Annotated in this window: 11 protein-coding genes; 2 read left to right on the top strand and 9 right to left on the bottom strand. The window is 68.4% G+C overall.

Features of this window, described 5'->3' with window-relative positions; genetic code table 11:
• Window position 1: 1 nt before the first annotated feature.
• The 6 genes from ACFTS5_RS02860 to ACFTS5_RS02835 all read right to left on the bottom strand — a co-directional run bounded on the left by ACFTS5_RS02860 (window position 2) and on the right by ACFTS5_RS02835 (window position 7395).
• Window positions 2-2374, bottom strand: coding sequence for a bifunctional (p)ppGpp synthetase/guanosine-3',5'-bis(diphosphate) 3'-pyrophosphohydrolase (locus ACFTS5_RS02860; RefSeq protein ID WP_101467044.1), 2373 nt, complete (start codon window positions 2372-2374; stop codon window positions 2-4).
• A gap of 199 nt (window positions 2375-2573) precedes the next feature.
• Window positions 2574-3590, bottom strand: a complete 1017-nt coding sequence (locus tag ACFTS5_RS02855; RefSeq protein ID WP_378626928.1) for an alkaline phosphatase family protein — start codon at window positions 3588-3590, stop codon at window positions 2574-2576.
• 235 nt (window positions 3591-3825) lie between these two features.
• The gene (locus ACFTS5_RS02850) at window positions 3826-4455 is read right to left on the bottom strand and encodes an NUDIX hydrolase (protein ID WP_378626926.1); all 630 of its coding nucleotides are present in this window, start codon (window positions 4453-4455) and stop codon (window positions 3826-3828) included.
• A gap of 68 nt (window positions 4456-4523) precedes the next feature.
• Window positions 4524-5840 (bottom strand): adenylosuccinate synthetase, encoded by a 1317-nt coding sequence (locus ACFTS5_RS02845; protein ID WP_378626924.1) that lies wholly within the window; start codon window positions 5838-5840, stop codon window positions 4524-4526.
• On the bottom strand, window positions 5837-6784 hold the full coding sequence (locus ACFTS5_RS02840) for a hypothetical protein (RefSeq protein ID WP_378628306.1): 948 nt from the start codon (window positions 6782-6784) through the stop codon (window positions 5837-5839). The genes ACFTS5_RS02845 and ACFTS5_RS02840 overlap by 4 nt, the downstream gene beginning before the upstream one ends.
• A gap of 92 nt (window positions 6785-6876) precedes the next feature.
• A complete protein-coding gene (locus ACFTS5_RS02835; RefSeq protein WP_378626923.1) occupies window positions 6877-7395 on the bottom strand; it encodes a winged helix-turn-helix transcriptional regulator in 519 nt (172 codons plus the stop codon).
• A 92-nt stretch (window positions 7396-7487) separates the two neighbouring features.
• Here ACFTS5_RS02835 and ACFTS5_RS02830 point away from each other — a divergent pair, with 92 nt between their 5' ends.
• Complete coding sequence (locus ACFTS5_RS02830; RefSeq protein ID WP_378626922.1) at window positions 7488-7931, top strand: nuclear transport factor 2 family protein; 444 nt, start codon at window positions 7488-7490, stop codon at window positions 7929-7931.
• Here ACFTS5_RS02830 and ACFTS5_RS02825 read toward each other — a convergent pair.
• Window positions 7849-9519 (bottom strand): ABC-F family ATP-binding cassette domain-containing protein, encoded by a 1671-nt coding sequence (locus ACFTS5_RS02825; protein ID WP_378626920.1) that lies wholly within the window; start codon window positions 9517-9519, stop codon window positions 7849-7851. The two genes, ACFTS5_RS02830 and ACFTS5_RS02825, sit on opposite strands and share 83 nt — an antisense overlap.
• Window positions 9520-9754: 235 nt before the next feature.
• Between ACFTS5_RS02825 and ACFTS5_RS02820 the strand changes: the two genes are divergently transcribed.
• Window positions 9755-10363, top strand: a complete 609-nt coding sequence (locus ACFTS5_RS02820; RefSeq protein WP_378626918.1) for a GNAT family N-acetyltransferase — start codon at window positions 9755-9757, stop codon at window positions 10361-10363.
• A gap of 1 nt (window position 10364) precedes the next feature.
• On the opposite strand, the gene ACFTS5_RS02815 is transcribed toward ACFTS5_RS02820, so the two are convergent.
• Both ACFTS5_RS02815 and ACFTS5_RS02810 read right to left on the bottom strand, forming a co-directional pair.
• Window positions 10365-10937 (bottom strand): adenine phosphoribosyltransferase, encoded by a 573-nt coding sequence (locus ACFTS5_RS02815; protein WP_378626917.1) that lies wholly within the window; start codon window positions 10935-10937, stop codon window positions 10365-10367.
• A 23-nt stretch (window positions 10938-10960) separates the two neighbouring features.
• Window positions 10961-12673: an ABC transporter substrate-binding protein gene (locus tag ACFTS5_RS02810; RefSeq protein WP_378626915.1), complete on the bottom strand. Its 1713-nt coding sequence runs from the start codon at window positions 12671-12673 to the stop codon at window positions 10961-10963.
• Window positions 12674-12683 lie beyond the last annotated feature (10 nt).

Raw genomic sequence — 12683 nt, 5'->3', positions numbered from 1 at the left:
GTCAGGCGGCGGAGGTCACCCGGTACACGTCGTAGACACCTTCGACGTTGCGCACCACATTCAGCAGGTGACCGAGGTGTTTGGGGTCGCCCATCTCGAAGGTGAACTTGCTGATCGCGACGCGGTCACCATGGGTGGCCACCGAGGCGGACAGGATGTTGACCTTCTCGTCGGCCAGCACCTTGGTCACATCCGAGAGCAATCGGGTGCGGTCGAGCGCCTCGATCTGGATCGCGACCAGGAACACCGACGAGGGTGAGGGCGCCCATTCGACCTCGATGATCCGCTCCGACTGCTCCTGCAGGGAATCGGCGTTGGTGCAGTCGGTGCGGTGCACGCTCACCGCGCCACCACGGGTCACGAAGCCCATGATCTCGTCGCCCGGCACCGGCGTGCAGCACTTGGCCAGCTTCGCGACCGTTCCCGGCGCACCGGGAATGAGCACGCCCGCGTCACCGGTGACACGCTGACGGGCCGGCGTGGTCGACGGTGTCGACCGCTCGGCCAGCTCGTTCTCGACATCGCCGATGCCGCCGAGCTGGGCCATGAGCCGCTGCACCACGTGATGCGCCGACACCTGGTGCTCGCCGACCGCGGTGTAGAGGGTGGAGATGTCGCTGTAGTGCAGCTCGTGCGCGACCGCGGTCATCGCCTCGACACTCATCAACCGCTGCAGCGGCAGCCCGACGCGGCGGACCTCCTTGGAGATCTGCTCCTTGCCGCTCTCGAGCGCTTCCTCGCGCCGTTCCTTGGCAAACCATTGGCGAATCTTGGCTTTCGCACGTGGGGACACCACGAACTTCTGCCAGTCGCGACTGGGTCCCGCGTTCTGCGCCTTGGAGGTGAACACCTCCACGACTTCGCCGTTCTCCAGTTGCCGTTCCAGCGCCACCAGGCGGCCGTTCACCCGCGCGCCGATGCACTTGTGCCCCACCTCGGTGTGCACCGCGTACGCGAAGTCGACCGGAGTGGACTTCTGCGGCAGCGTGATCACATCGCCCTTGGGCGTGAACACGAAGATCTCCGGCGACTTCAGGTCGAAGCGCAGCGATTCGAGGAACTCCGCGGGATCGGCGGCCTCCCGCTGCCAGTCGAGCAGCTGACGCATCCACGCCATGTCGTCGACTTCGGCGGCGTCACCGGAGTGCTTGCCCTTGGTCTCCTTGTACCGCCAGTGCGCGGCGATGCCGAACTCGGCGGTCCGGTGCATGTCCTGCGTGCGGATCTGCACCTCGAGCGGCTTGCCGTCGGGGCCGACCACCGTCGTGTGCAGCGATTGGTAGACGCCGTAGCGCGGCTGCGCGATGTAGTCCTTGAACCGCCCCGCCATCGGCTGCCACAGCGAGTGCACCACGCCGACCGCGGCGTAGCAGTCGCGGACTTCCTCGCACAGGATCCGCATGCCGACCAGGTCATGGATATCGTCGAAGTCTTTGCCCTTGACGATCATCTTCTGATAGATCGACCAGTAGTGCTTGGGCCTGCCTTCGACGATCGCGTTGATCCGCGACGCGGCCAGGGTGTTGGTGATCTCCGCGCGCACCTTCGCCAGATAGGTGTCACGCGAGGGCGCGCGATCGGCGACCAGGCGCACGATCTCGTCGTATTTCTTGGGGTGCAGGATCGCGAAGGCGAGGTCCTCCAGCTCCCATTTGACCGTGGCCATCCCGAGGCGGTGCGCCAGCGGCGCGATCACCTCGAGGGTTTCCTTGGCCTTCTTGGCCTGCTTCTCCGGCGGCAGGAAACGCATGGTGCGCATGTTGTGCAACCGGTCGGCGACCTTGATCACCAGCACACGCGGGTCGCGGGCCATGGCGATGATCATCTTGCGGATGGTCTCGGCCTCGGCCGCCGCGCCCAGGTTCACCTTGTCGAGCTTGGTGACGCCGTCGACGAGGTGGGCGACTTCCTGCCCGAACTCTTCCTTGAGCTGTTCGAGGGAGTAGCCGGTGTCCTCGACGGTGTCGTGCAGCAGGGCCGCGACCAGGGTGGTCGTGTCCATGCCGAGCTCGGCCAGGATGTTGGCGACCGCGAGCGGGTGCGTGATGTAGGGGTCGCCGGACTTGCGGAACTGCTTGGCGTGGCGTTCGTCGGCGACGTCGAACGCGCGCTGGAGCAGGCCGAGATTGGCCTTCGGGTACAGCTCGCGGTGGACGGTGGCCAAGGGTTCGAGCACCGGCTTGACCGCCGCGATCCCCCGTTGACCGGTCATCCGCCGAGCCAGCCGCGCACGAACCCGCCGAGACGCCGAACTGGGCACCGAGGCTGTCGGGGACTGCTTGGCGGTTTCGGGGGTCTTCGCCGGTGCACCCTGGCTCGGCGTGGCGCCGGTGGATTCCTGCCCAACCTTCGCCTCGCCCAGTTGTCGAGTCATGCCACCACCTCTCACGCTGCATTCGGACCGTGTCGGCCGAGTGCTGCAACCGCCCAGGTCCTCACTTTAGTCCTCGTACCGACCTGGTGTTCGAGTCACCGGGGTCACAGGCCTGCGGCTAATCCGCCTCTTCGCGGTTTCTGCCGGTTGTTCCCGGGCAGCGTAGTGAGTTTCCGGGCCTGCGGATAGGGCGAACCTGTCAGCGCTCATCGCCTGGCGTCGGGCGGGCGCGAAGACTGTGGCCGTCGAGACGGCCGGGCGGGGCAGCGAGGAGGTCGAGGACGGTGGGCGTGAGGTCCACCAGGGTGTGGGCGCTGGTCACGGTGCCCGGGGTGAAGTCGGGGCCGCGGGCGATGACGAAGTTGGCGGTTTCGGCGGGGGTCTGACCACCGTGGCCACCGGTCGGGAGGTGGCCGTGGTCGGTGGTGACCAGGACGGTCCACTGTTCGTGGGGATGAGCGTGCGCGCGCTGGTCGACCGCCGCGACGATCTGGCCGACGAGCCCGTCCACCCGGCGAATCGCGGCGAGATAGGCGCGGGACGCACCGCCGTGCTGGTGGCCGGCCAGGTCGATCTGGTCGAGGTGGGTGAAGACCAGATCGGGGCCGGAACGCTCGATCGCGGACACCACTTCGGTGGCCGTCGCGGCGTCGGTGGCCGACTCGTCGGGATCGTCGGCGACGGGTGCGGTGGTGAGGGCGATGTCGGCGCGCCGGTCACCGGTGGCGGCGATCGTCGCGATCTGGTGCCAGGTGCCGATGGACACCGTGTGCCGAGCGGGGTCGGCCCGTTCGATCCGGGTGAACACGCTCGGGTGCGCCACGAACGGACTCGCGTCGAATTCGTTGCCGGTGATCCCGTGCTCGGTGTCCCACACCCCGGTCAGCGCGCTCGCCCACGACGGCCCGGAAATCGTGATGTGCCCCGCGATGTTCCCCTGCGACAGCAGCCCTTGCGCGGCGAGGCGCCGCAATCGCGGCGCCTGTGCCGCATCGGCCTTGTCGAACATCAGCCCATCGATCCCGATGACGACGACCTTGTTCACCACCTCGCCCACCCCGCGCCGCGGAGCACCGAACGCGGCCGCCGCGTCGACCCTCGCCCCCACGTCGTCGAACGCCGCCACCGAGCCTGCCGTCGATCCCACCAGCGGAATCGTCACCAACGCGGTGACCAGCGCCGCGAGCACTTTCGCCGGAGCCGACATCTCGCGCATGTCCTCACGATGCGGGATCGGCGCCGTCGCGGTGAGGCCGACGCGACGGTGTTCATCGACGTTTCATCGGTTTCGCACGCACCGGACGCCTCGCTGAACAACCCGCGAACCACAGGTCGACCGAACGGGCGATCGGAATTCCGCCGCCTCGGCGCGCACGCCGAAATACTGCCGCAGGCAAGCGATCTCACCGATGGCAGCACCGAGCGCGAGTCGGAAATCCGTTCGCCGCGGCTCAGTTTCCGTCGACGTCGAACGCCCACACCACAGCGGGGCGCCCGGTGGCTTTCACCCGGCGACGTTCACCGGTCCGGCCGAGCCCCGGAATCGCGGCGAGCGTGCGGTTGAGGTTGGCCGGGTCGGGACGTATGCCGTGGAGCGAGGTACTGAGATCGACCGCGCGGGTGGCGGGAAACTCGGTGCCCGCCAGTGCTCGGGTGAGCGTCGCGTCCTTCCACAGGAGTCCGGCCAGCAACGCACGGCTGGTATCGACGATGCGATTGTGGTCGAACGCCAGCGGCGGGACCTCGTCGAAGCCCACCCACTCCGCGGGTCCCTCGTGCTCGGCGACCACCGCCCACATCGCGATCGCCAGCGTCGGCCCGCGCGGGTCGCGGTGTGGTTCGTCGAACGTGACGAGCTGGCCGACCGCGCCGATCGCCGCGGCCGGCACCCCGAGTTTGGTGTGGACGGCGCGCCGGGCGGCGTCGACGAGACGTTCGCCGCGGCCGAGCAGCACACCTGGTAGCGCGAGTTCGCCGGTGAACGGCTCGAACTCACGGGGGGCGATGCCGATCCGGACGCCGCTGTCGGCATCCCAGCACCGCAGGGTCACCACATCGATCGACACAACGGATTGCTCCACGTCATCCCATCCTGCCTCGAGCTGCTCTGCTCCGGGCGCAGTGCGTTGTCACCGGCCGATACCGCGGTTCACGGTACGGATGCTCCGATTCTTCCCTGCCCACCGACATCGGCGGGCCGCTCCCTCCGGCCGGCGACGGAAGCCGCGACAGCGCGGTCGCGCCGATCCGGACCGTGCCCGGTCAGCACCACCGGTACCCGCAACCGCTCGGCCAGCCACGCTGCCGGGTCGGTGTCGATCGGCACGAGAATCGGTGTCGCAGCGAAGAGCTGGCCGGTGAGCCGCTGCTGGTGATCGAGATCACGCCACCGGCCGGGGACCAGTTCGGCCGATCTGCCCGCCGGCGTCTCGTATGCCTGTGCGGCGCGGAGGGTTCCGGGCATGTCGAGGTGGTTGACGACCAGCCCGTCGATCCCGCCGCACACGTCGACGGCGTAGCGCAGCAGGATCGGATCCAGGTGTCCCTGCCGAAACGCACCCTGATAATGCCCGGTGCCGTTGTGCGGTTCGGGAAAACCGAGCGGCGCTTCGGTCGGCAGCGGACCCGCGCCGTGCCGGGTCATATAGGTGCGGGTGACGCCGAGAACCGCGGCGGTTCCGCCGATGTCGCGGATCATGGCGCGGGCGTTGCGTGGCTCGACCGTCGACCAGGTGGTGTGCGGGTGCAGGCCGCGCCACTCGTCGAGCAACACACCCTGCGCGCCCTCGAACACCAATCGCCCATCGTGCGCGGTCCGGGCGAGTTCCTCATCACCGGTGATGCGGACGGCTCGCGCGAAATCGCCGTACATCGCCACCAGGGCATCGATCGATTCGTACCCGTGCACGCTCGGGCCGATGAGGTCCTCGTAGTGCGCCGCGAGCCGATCCAGTTTGGCGCGCAGCACGGCCGGCGCCCGGCAGTCGGCCACGGTCGGCGCGTCGTTCTCCAGTGCGTACCAGGCTGTTTCACCGATACCACGGCCGCAGGAACCGTGCCGCGAAGTACCCCTCGCGTCCTCGCGCGCACGGTTCGCCGCGATGTGGATCGGTGTGGTCAGCAGGGCGCGGCCGTCGACGGCGAGCAGGCCGAGCGGGTCGTGAACACCGAGCGCCGCCAACTGTTCGGACTCGGCGGCGAGCGCGATCGGCTCGACCAGCATGCACCGCGACAGCAGCGTCGGGACCCCCGAGAAAGTCCCCGATCCGAACTGCGCGAAGGTGTGGTGGCGACCGTCGGCCACGACGTTGTGCGCGGCCTGCGCACCGCCGTTGAACCGCACCACGGCCGCCACCCCGAGATCGGCCTCGGGCGAGCACAACCAATCGACCGTGGCGCCCTTGCCCGCGTCACCGAAACCCAGATCGACGACGACGAGGTGGCGGCCGCCGAACATCGGGCTCATCGCCCCGGCGGCAGCGCGCGCGGCGTCGGGCCGGACTTCGAGCCGAGCGCCCGGCCGACCGCATCGGCCTCGTCACTCGATCCGACGTCGCGCAGATCGGCCAGACCGGTGTCGAGATCGACCCGGTCCTCGCCCAATCCGATGGTCAGCGCGATCAGTTCGCAGACCGCGCCGGGGTCGTCGAGTTTCAGGAAGTTCTGCCCGAGCAACGCCCGCCAGTGTTCGGCGATCTCCGGATCCCGGTAGTACGACGACTGATTCGGCAGGATGTAGTACACGTGCCAGCGCTGCTCGAGTTCGCGGTAGATCGACTCGACGGACACGTCGCGGCGCACATGATCGCCGATCACCGCCCTGATGTGCCGGGCGGCCAGGCGAGGCTTGTTCAGCTCGTCGCCGATCAGGAACAGATACCCCTTCTTGCCGCGCTTGTCCCAGGCGTCCGTCGCGACATGCTCGGCTATGAAATAGGCGGCCAGCTCATAGCTTTCGGACTTCTGTCCGCCACCGCCGCCCTCGAGCAGGATCGCCCGCAGCTGTTCGTCCATCCGGTTGTCGGATTCGAACTGCCCGACCTGCAAGGGCACCCGGTCGGTGTCGGCGTCGCCGATCGCGCCGAACAGCACCTGCGGGTCCTGCGCGTACCCCTTGTTCTTCAGCAGCCCGTGCAGTTTTCCCAGCTTGTCCTGCATGATGCGCGGCACCCGGCCCATCGACCCGGTCACATCGAACAGCACGGCCACCGGCAGCGAGTTCCCGTGCTCGGCCGAGTCCCGGCACTCGCGCTTGCCGACTCCGAAGGGGTCGAGCAGGGGATGCGCGCACCACGTGTCATACGGCTTCGCCCGCATCTCGGCCGTGTACCCGAAATCGTCCACCCCCTGCCGCGCCCGATACGTCTTGCCCGCCCGGTAGGCGGTGTCATCCCAGTTTCCGTACCCCATCCGAACCACGCCCTCTCGCCTTGATCGTTGTTTTAGTCTATTCAACCAAAACAACGATCGTCAAGGCGCTGGGGCGAATTCGTCCGAGTTGATCAGCAGGAGGCAGTGCCGTCCGGCAGCGGCGTCAAGCGCGTAGCGACGAGAACGACACCGGGACCGGACCGACCGCCCGGACCGGCATGCCAGGTGACATTGTCCGAGGTGAGCGGAGCGGCGCATGCTCGACAGACGACGACGCCCTCGGTCACCCGACCGCAGTCGCGGTGGACCACCGACAGCGGCGGCCCGTCCTCACCGGCCAGCCAGCGATCCCCCCACGCCAGCAGCATGGTCAGGATCGGGTAGAGATCGCGACCGCGGTCGGTGAGGACGTACTCGGTGCGGGTCGGGTTCTCCTGGTACACCCTGGTTTCCACGATCCCGTGGTCACACAGGGTGCGAAGACGATCGGTCAGCACATTGGACGCGATGCCGAGGTCTCGACGCAGGTCCTCGAAGCGGCTGATGCCGAGGAACAGGTCGCGCAGGATCAGGGGAGTCCACCGCTCCCCCACGATGCCGACGGTACGGGCGATCGAGCACGCGATATCGGCGAGGTCCACTTTTGCCACAGCACCTAGGGTAGTCCATTGCTTTCTGCAAGTCAGCTGGTTACGGTCGGGAGGCACCTGGAGGATTCGCCATAGAGGAAGGTGTAGTTCCCATGCCCGACGCCCTTGCCGATCCGGTGTCCACCGATTCGGTCGCCCGATTCCGGCGCGCGACCACCGACAACGACATCCCCGCCCTGCTCGACACCTTGACCGACGATGCCGAACTCATCTCACCGGTGTCGGGGCGGCTCGTCTTCCGTGGCCGAACCGACCTCGCCCCTTTGCTCACCCTCGTCTATCGCGCGGTCAGCGATCTGCGATGGACCGACACACTCGGCACCGGCGACACCCGAGTCCTGTTGGGCGAGGCCAGGTTCGGGCCTTTCCGGATGACCGAGGCGATGGTGCTCGACCTCGATTCCGACGGCCGCATCCGGCGGATGCGCCCACACTTGCGCCCCTGGCTCGCGCTCACCGCGGTGGCGGTGTGGTTGGGCCCGAATCTGCTCCGGTATCCGGGAGCGGTGCGCCGGGCCGCGAGTTCTGGGCGGTAGCCACCGGTCCGTCTTCGACCAGGCCGTCCGGGGTGAGCTCGAGCCTGCGGGTGACCCCGATGTCGTCGAGGAAGCGTTCGTCGTGGCTCACCACGATCAACGCACCCTCGAAACTCGCCAGTGCCTGGGTCAGATGAGCCAGGCTGGGCAGGTCGAGGTTGTTGGTGGGCTCGTCGAGCATCAGCAGCCTGGGGGCCGGTTCGGCGAGCAGCAGGGTGGCCAGGGCGGCGCGCAGTCGTTCGCCGCCCGAGAGCGCGGCGGCCGCGACGTCGGCGTCGGCGCCGCGGAACAGGAAGCGCGCGAGCTGACCGCGGATCTGTTCCGGTGTCGCGTGCGGTGCCGCGGCGGCGACATTCTCGAACACCGTTCGCGTTTCGTCGAAGACATCGAGACGCTGCGGCAACAACCGCCACGAAACCTTCGGCCCCTCGGCGACGATCCGACGCAGCAGGGTGGTTTTGCCCGCGCCGTTACGCCCGGTCAACGCGATCCGCTCCGGTCCGCTCACGCGCAGGTCGACCACCGGACCGTTGGCCAGCTCGACCTGCCGCAGGTCGAGCACATCCTGTCCCGGATACAGCCTGGTGCCGGGGAGCTCGACGCGAATCTCCCGGTCCGCGCGCACCAATTCCTCGGCGTGATCAAGGGTTTCGCGGGCGGAGTCGAGTTTGTCGATGTGGGAGTTGCGCAGTTTGCCCGCCGATACCTCCGCGGCGTTCTTGCGCAGTCCCGCGACGATTTTCGGTACCCGCTTGTTGTCCTGCATCTTCTGCGCGAAGCGCGCCCGCCGGTCCAGTTTCGTTCGGGCGTCGACGAGTTCGCGCGCCTGCTTGCGCACATCGCTGCGCGCATCGCGAACGGCGGCGCGCGCCGCTTCCTGCTCGGCCTCGATGATCCGCTCGTAGTCGCCGAAACCACCACCGAAGGAGCGGATTTCGCCCGCGCGCAGTTCGGCGATGCCGTCCATCCGATCGAGCAGTTCGCGATCGTGGCTGACCACGATCACGGTGCCCGCGAACTGCCGGATCACCTCGTAGAGCCGCCCGCGGGCGACCGCGTCGAGGTTGTTGGTCGGTTCGTCGAGCAGCAGCACGTCGGGTTCGCGCAGCAGTTCGGCGACCAGGCCCAGCAGCACGGTTTCGCCACCGGAGAGGGTGTCCAGGGTGCGGTCGAGGTCGTCGACCGACTTGGCGACGTAGTCGAGCCCGAGCTTGCCGAGCAGTGCGACAGCCTCGTCCTCGACCTGCCAGGACATGCCGACCGTGTCGAAGTCGGCGGGCTCGCCGGTGCCGCTCTCGATGCGGTGCAGCGCGCCGCGTACCTCGGCGATACCGAGCACCGCGTCCACCCGCTGACCGGTCTGCATGCCCAGGTCCTGCCGGAGATAGCCGAGGCTGCCCGGCACGGAGATCGACCCACGCACCGGCTTCAGTTCCCCGGCGACCAGCCGCAACAGCGTCGATTTGCCGGCGCCGTTGCTGCCGACGAGACCGATCTGACCGGGCCCGACGACAGCGTTGAGCCCGTCGAAGACAGCGGTGCCATCCGGCCAGTGAAAGGTGAGATCGGAAAAGGAAAGAGAGGTCATGCGGATCCCCTGGAGGTGCGACGGAAACACGGTGCGCAGAATGCGGACCGTCCGAGAGCGCTACCTCAAGAAATCAACGCATGGCTCCGATCGCCGGGAACAAGACCCTTCATTGATAACACCGAGCTACCCCGACGCGCCACCCCTTTTTTTCCCTCCTGTGAGGCCCGTCATGGAAAAGCTAGCCTGGACGCGAGTCGCCATCTCGTAGGCGAACCCGGATCGAAGGAGTGCGATGGCGACGATTGTGGTGCGCAAGGCGGCCCGGCACGATGTCGACGCGGTGGCCGAGACGCTGGCCGCGGCGTTCCAGCACGACCCGGTGATGAGCTGGATCCTGCCGGACCCGGATCGGCGAGCCGCCGGCCTGCCCCGGTTCTTCGCCACGATGGCGCGCCACCTCTTCTTACCGGCGGACGCCTCCGACCTCGCACTGCGCCCCGACGGCACGGTGGGCGGCGTGGCCCTGTGGACCCCACCGCACCATCAGAACCCGTCACCCTTGACCGAACTTCGCACGCTGCCCGGTATCTGGCGCGCGTTCGGCCGCCGCACACTGGCCGGCAAACAGGTGGGTGACCTGCTGAAGAAGAACCATCCGACCGAACCACACTGGTATCTGGCGATGCTCGGCTCCGCCCCCGATGTCCGGGGCGGAGGTTACGGGAGCGCCCTGCTCCACAGCCGGCTCGACCGCGTCGACGCCGAGCACGCCGTCGCCTATCTGGAGTCCAGCAACCCGGTCAACGTCCCGTACTACGAACGCTTCGGCTTCGTCGTCACCGGCGAGTTGCAGATCCCGGGCGGCCCGACGCTGTGGCCGATGCTGCGGGCAGCGCGCTGAGTCAGATCTTGACGATCGAGCTCACCGGGTAGTCACCCTGGTGCTCGCGGCCCTTCAGGAACTCGAGTTCCATCACCACGGCGGCGGCGACCACCTCGGCGCCGACCTCCTTGAACAGGGCGGCCGCGGCGGCGAGGGTGCCGCCGGTGGCGAGGACGTCGTCGAGCAGCAGAATCCGCTTGCCCTCGAGGTCGACGCCGTCGGCGGGGATTTCCAGTGCGGCGGAACCGTATTCGAGCTTGTACTCGCGTGAGACGACCGGCGGCGGGAGCTTGCCGCCCTTACGGATGGCGAGCACGCCGGTGCCGAGCGTCGCGGCGACGCCCGCCCCGAGCAGGAAGCCACGCGCGTCGACACCTGCCACGAGGTCGGCGTCGGGGGCGATGGCGGCGAAGCAGTCGATGACCGCGCGGAAGCCGACTGCGTCGGCGAACACGGGAGTGAGATCGGCGAAACGCACACCCGGCGTGGGGAAGTCGTCGTGCCAGCGGGTCAGCCGGGTGACCGCGGCGGCCGCCTCGGCGGTGCGCTCACTGGCCTGATCGTCGGACTCGACCACCGCGTGCTTGCTCATCAACCCTCTTTCATCACGTGCGCTCATCGCTGCAACACCCAGCGATCCATGTTCCAGCCGGTACCGGCCTGTGTCGGCCCGGCGATCCCGTTCTGCATCCCGTTGCCGAACGCGATGATGCGCGGCGTCGCGAACAACGGAATGCTCGGTAGCTGCGCCCACAGCAGGTTCTCGGCCTCGGTCAGCAGGTTCAGCGTCGCGGTCGAGTTGGCTTCGCCCGCAAGCTGATCGGTGATCGCATCGTAGCGACCGTTAGCGAAGCCACCGAAATCGAGGCCGCTACCTGCCCGCAACGCGGCGAACGCGACAACACCCTCGCTCGACCCCGCGGGCCCCGGCACCGCGCCGGTTCCGCCGAGCACCGCGTCGACCGCGCCCTCGGGGAGCTTCACCGGGGTGAAGTCGGGCGAACCCGCGTCGACCACGGTGATGCCCGCGCCGCGGCACGTCTCGGCGATCATCGCCACGGTCTGCGCGCGGCGGGCATCGGGACCCTGATACCCGATCCGCACCGTCGGCTGCGCCGTGCCGGAGGACGCCAACGTCGCGGTGGCCGCGGGGATGTCGGCGCCGCGATACCGATCGGCGCCGCCGATCACCGCCGGGTAGTACAGCGAATCCTGCTGCACCACATGGGCGTTCAGCACACCCGCGCCGAGGCCGTGCGGCGCGGGCTCACCCGCCTTACCCAGCGTGTCGAACAGTGCCTGGCGCGGCACACACTGTGCGAACGCCCGGCGCACCTCCACCCGTGAGAACACCCCACCGGTGGCGAGCACGAGCTGCTCAGCGCTACGGCTCGCCACCGTCTGCTCGTCGAAACCGTCGAGCTTCAGATCCGCGACCGACCCGGCCCCGAGATCGACGACCCCGAGCGCGTTCTCCTTCGCCTTGGCGGCGAAGTCGGTGCCCTTGGGCCACACCACGATCCGCTTCGTCTCGGGCGGGTGACCCCACCACTTCTCGTTGGCGACCAGCACCAAACCGTCCTTCGCGCTGAAGGATTCGATCCGGTACGGCCCCGACGACGGGAACTTCGTCAGGTCGAGCGCCCCGGCCTTCACAGTCCAGCCGGTGTTCCAGAAGTCGGCGATCCGGCCGATCACCGCGCCGTCGCCGGTCTGCAGGGCGTTCACCACGTTCGGCACACCCACCGCCTGCGCCACCACATGGGCGGGCATCACCTCGGCCGCGGTGAACAGCGTCCGCCACGGCAGGTAGTGCTTGCCCGGCCGGAACACCACGGTGGCGTCCTTGGATCCGGGCTGGCAGTCGATCCGTTCGATCTCGTCGTAGCCCACGGTGCTCGCGGCGTCGAACAACGAGACGGGCCCACGGTCGCCGGGGCGGGTGAACTTGCCCGAGCGCGCCGACCACGCCAGCACCAGATCGTCGCAGGAGGTCTTCACCCCGTCGGAGTACACCCCGTCCGGGTTGAGCCGGTACTGCACCGTCTGCGTCTCGCCCGGCACTTCCTTGGCCGTGCCGACGTCGGTGTCGGCCACCTGCTGCCCGTCGGGTCCGGTGTAGAAGAACCCGGTCAGCACCCGGCCGAACACCGCCGCGGCGCCGCTGCTGGCGCCGAGCGTGCTCGCGCCGTTGTAGCTGGCGACCGCGGCGTCGACCGCGTACCCGATGGAAGGCACCTGGTTCTTGGTCGAGCACCCGGCCACCACGGAGGTGGTCACAGCCGCCGTGGCGAGCACGGTGATCAGTCGAATCGTGCTGCGTCGCATGATGAGACCC

It is taken from the genome of Nocardia sp. NPDC056952, from assembly GCF_042674185.1.
GTDB lineage: Bacteria > Actinomycetota > Actinomycetes > Mycobacteriales > Mycobacteriaceae > Nocardia.
This window is presented reverse-complemented; position numbering and strand designations above follow the sequence as displayed.

Bases quoted from the DNA above. Each gene is read 5' to 3' on its own strand.
- ACFTS5_RS02860 (WP_101467044.1), bottom strand. From the start codon at position 2,374: ATGACTCGACAACTGGGCGAGGCGAAGGTTGGGCAGGAATCCACCGGC.
- ACFTS5_RS02825 (WP_378626920.1), bottom strand. From the start codon at position 9,519: ATGACCTCTCTTTCCTTTTCCGATCTCACCTTTCACTGGCCGGATGGC.
- ACFTS5_RS02810 (WP_378626915.1), bottom strand. From the start codon at position 12,673: ATGCGACGCAGCACGATTCGACTGATCACCGTGCTCGCCACGGCGGCT.
- ACFTS5_RS02830 (WP_378626922.1), top strand. From the start codon at position 7,488: ATGCCCGACGCCCTTGCCGATCCGGTGTCCACCGATTCGGTCGCCCGA.
- ACFTS5_RS02815 (WP_378626917.1), bottom strand. From the start codon at position 10,937: ATGAGCAAGCACGCGGTGGTCGAGTCCGACGATCAGGCCAGTGAGCGC.
- ACFTS5_RS02855 (WP_378626928.1), bottom strand. From the start codon at position 3,590: ATGCGCGAGATGTCGGCTCCGGCGAAAGTGCTCGCGGCGCTGGTCACC.
- ACFTS5_RS02820 (WP_378626918.1), top strand. From the start codon at position 9,755: ATGGCGACGATTGTGGTGCGCAAGGCGGCCCGGCACGATGTCGACGCG.
- ACFTS5_RS02840 (WP_378628306.1), bottom strand. From the start codon at position 6,784: ATGGGGTACGGAAACTGGGATGACACCGCCTACCGGGCGGGCAAGACG.
- ACFTS5_RS02845 (WP_378626924.1), bottom strand. From the start codon at position 5,840: ATGAGCCCGATGTTCGGCGGCCGCCACCTCGTCGTCGTCGATCTGGGT.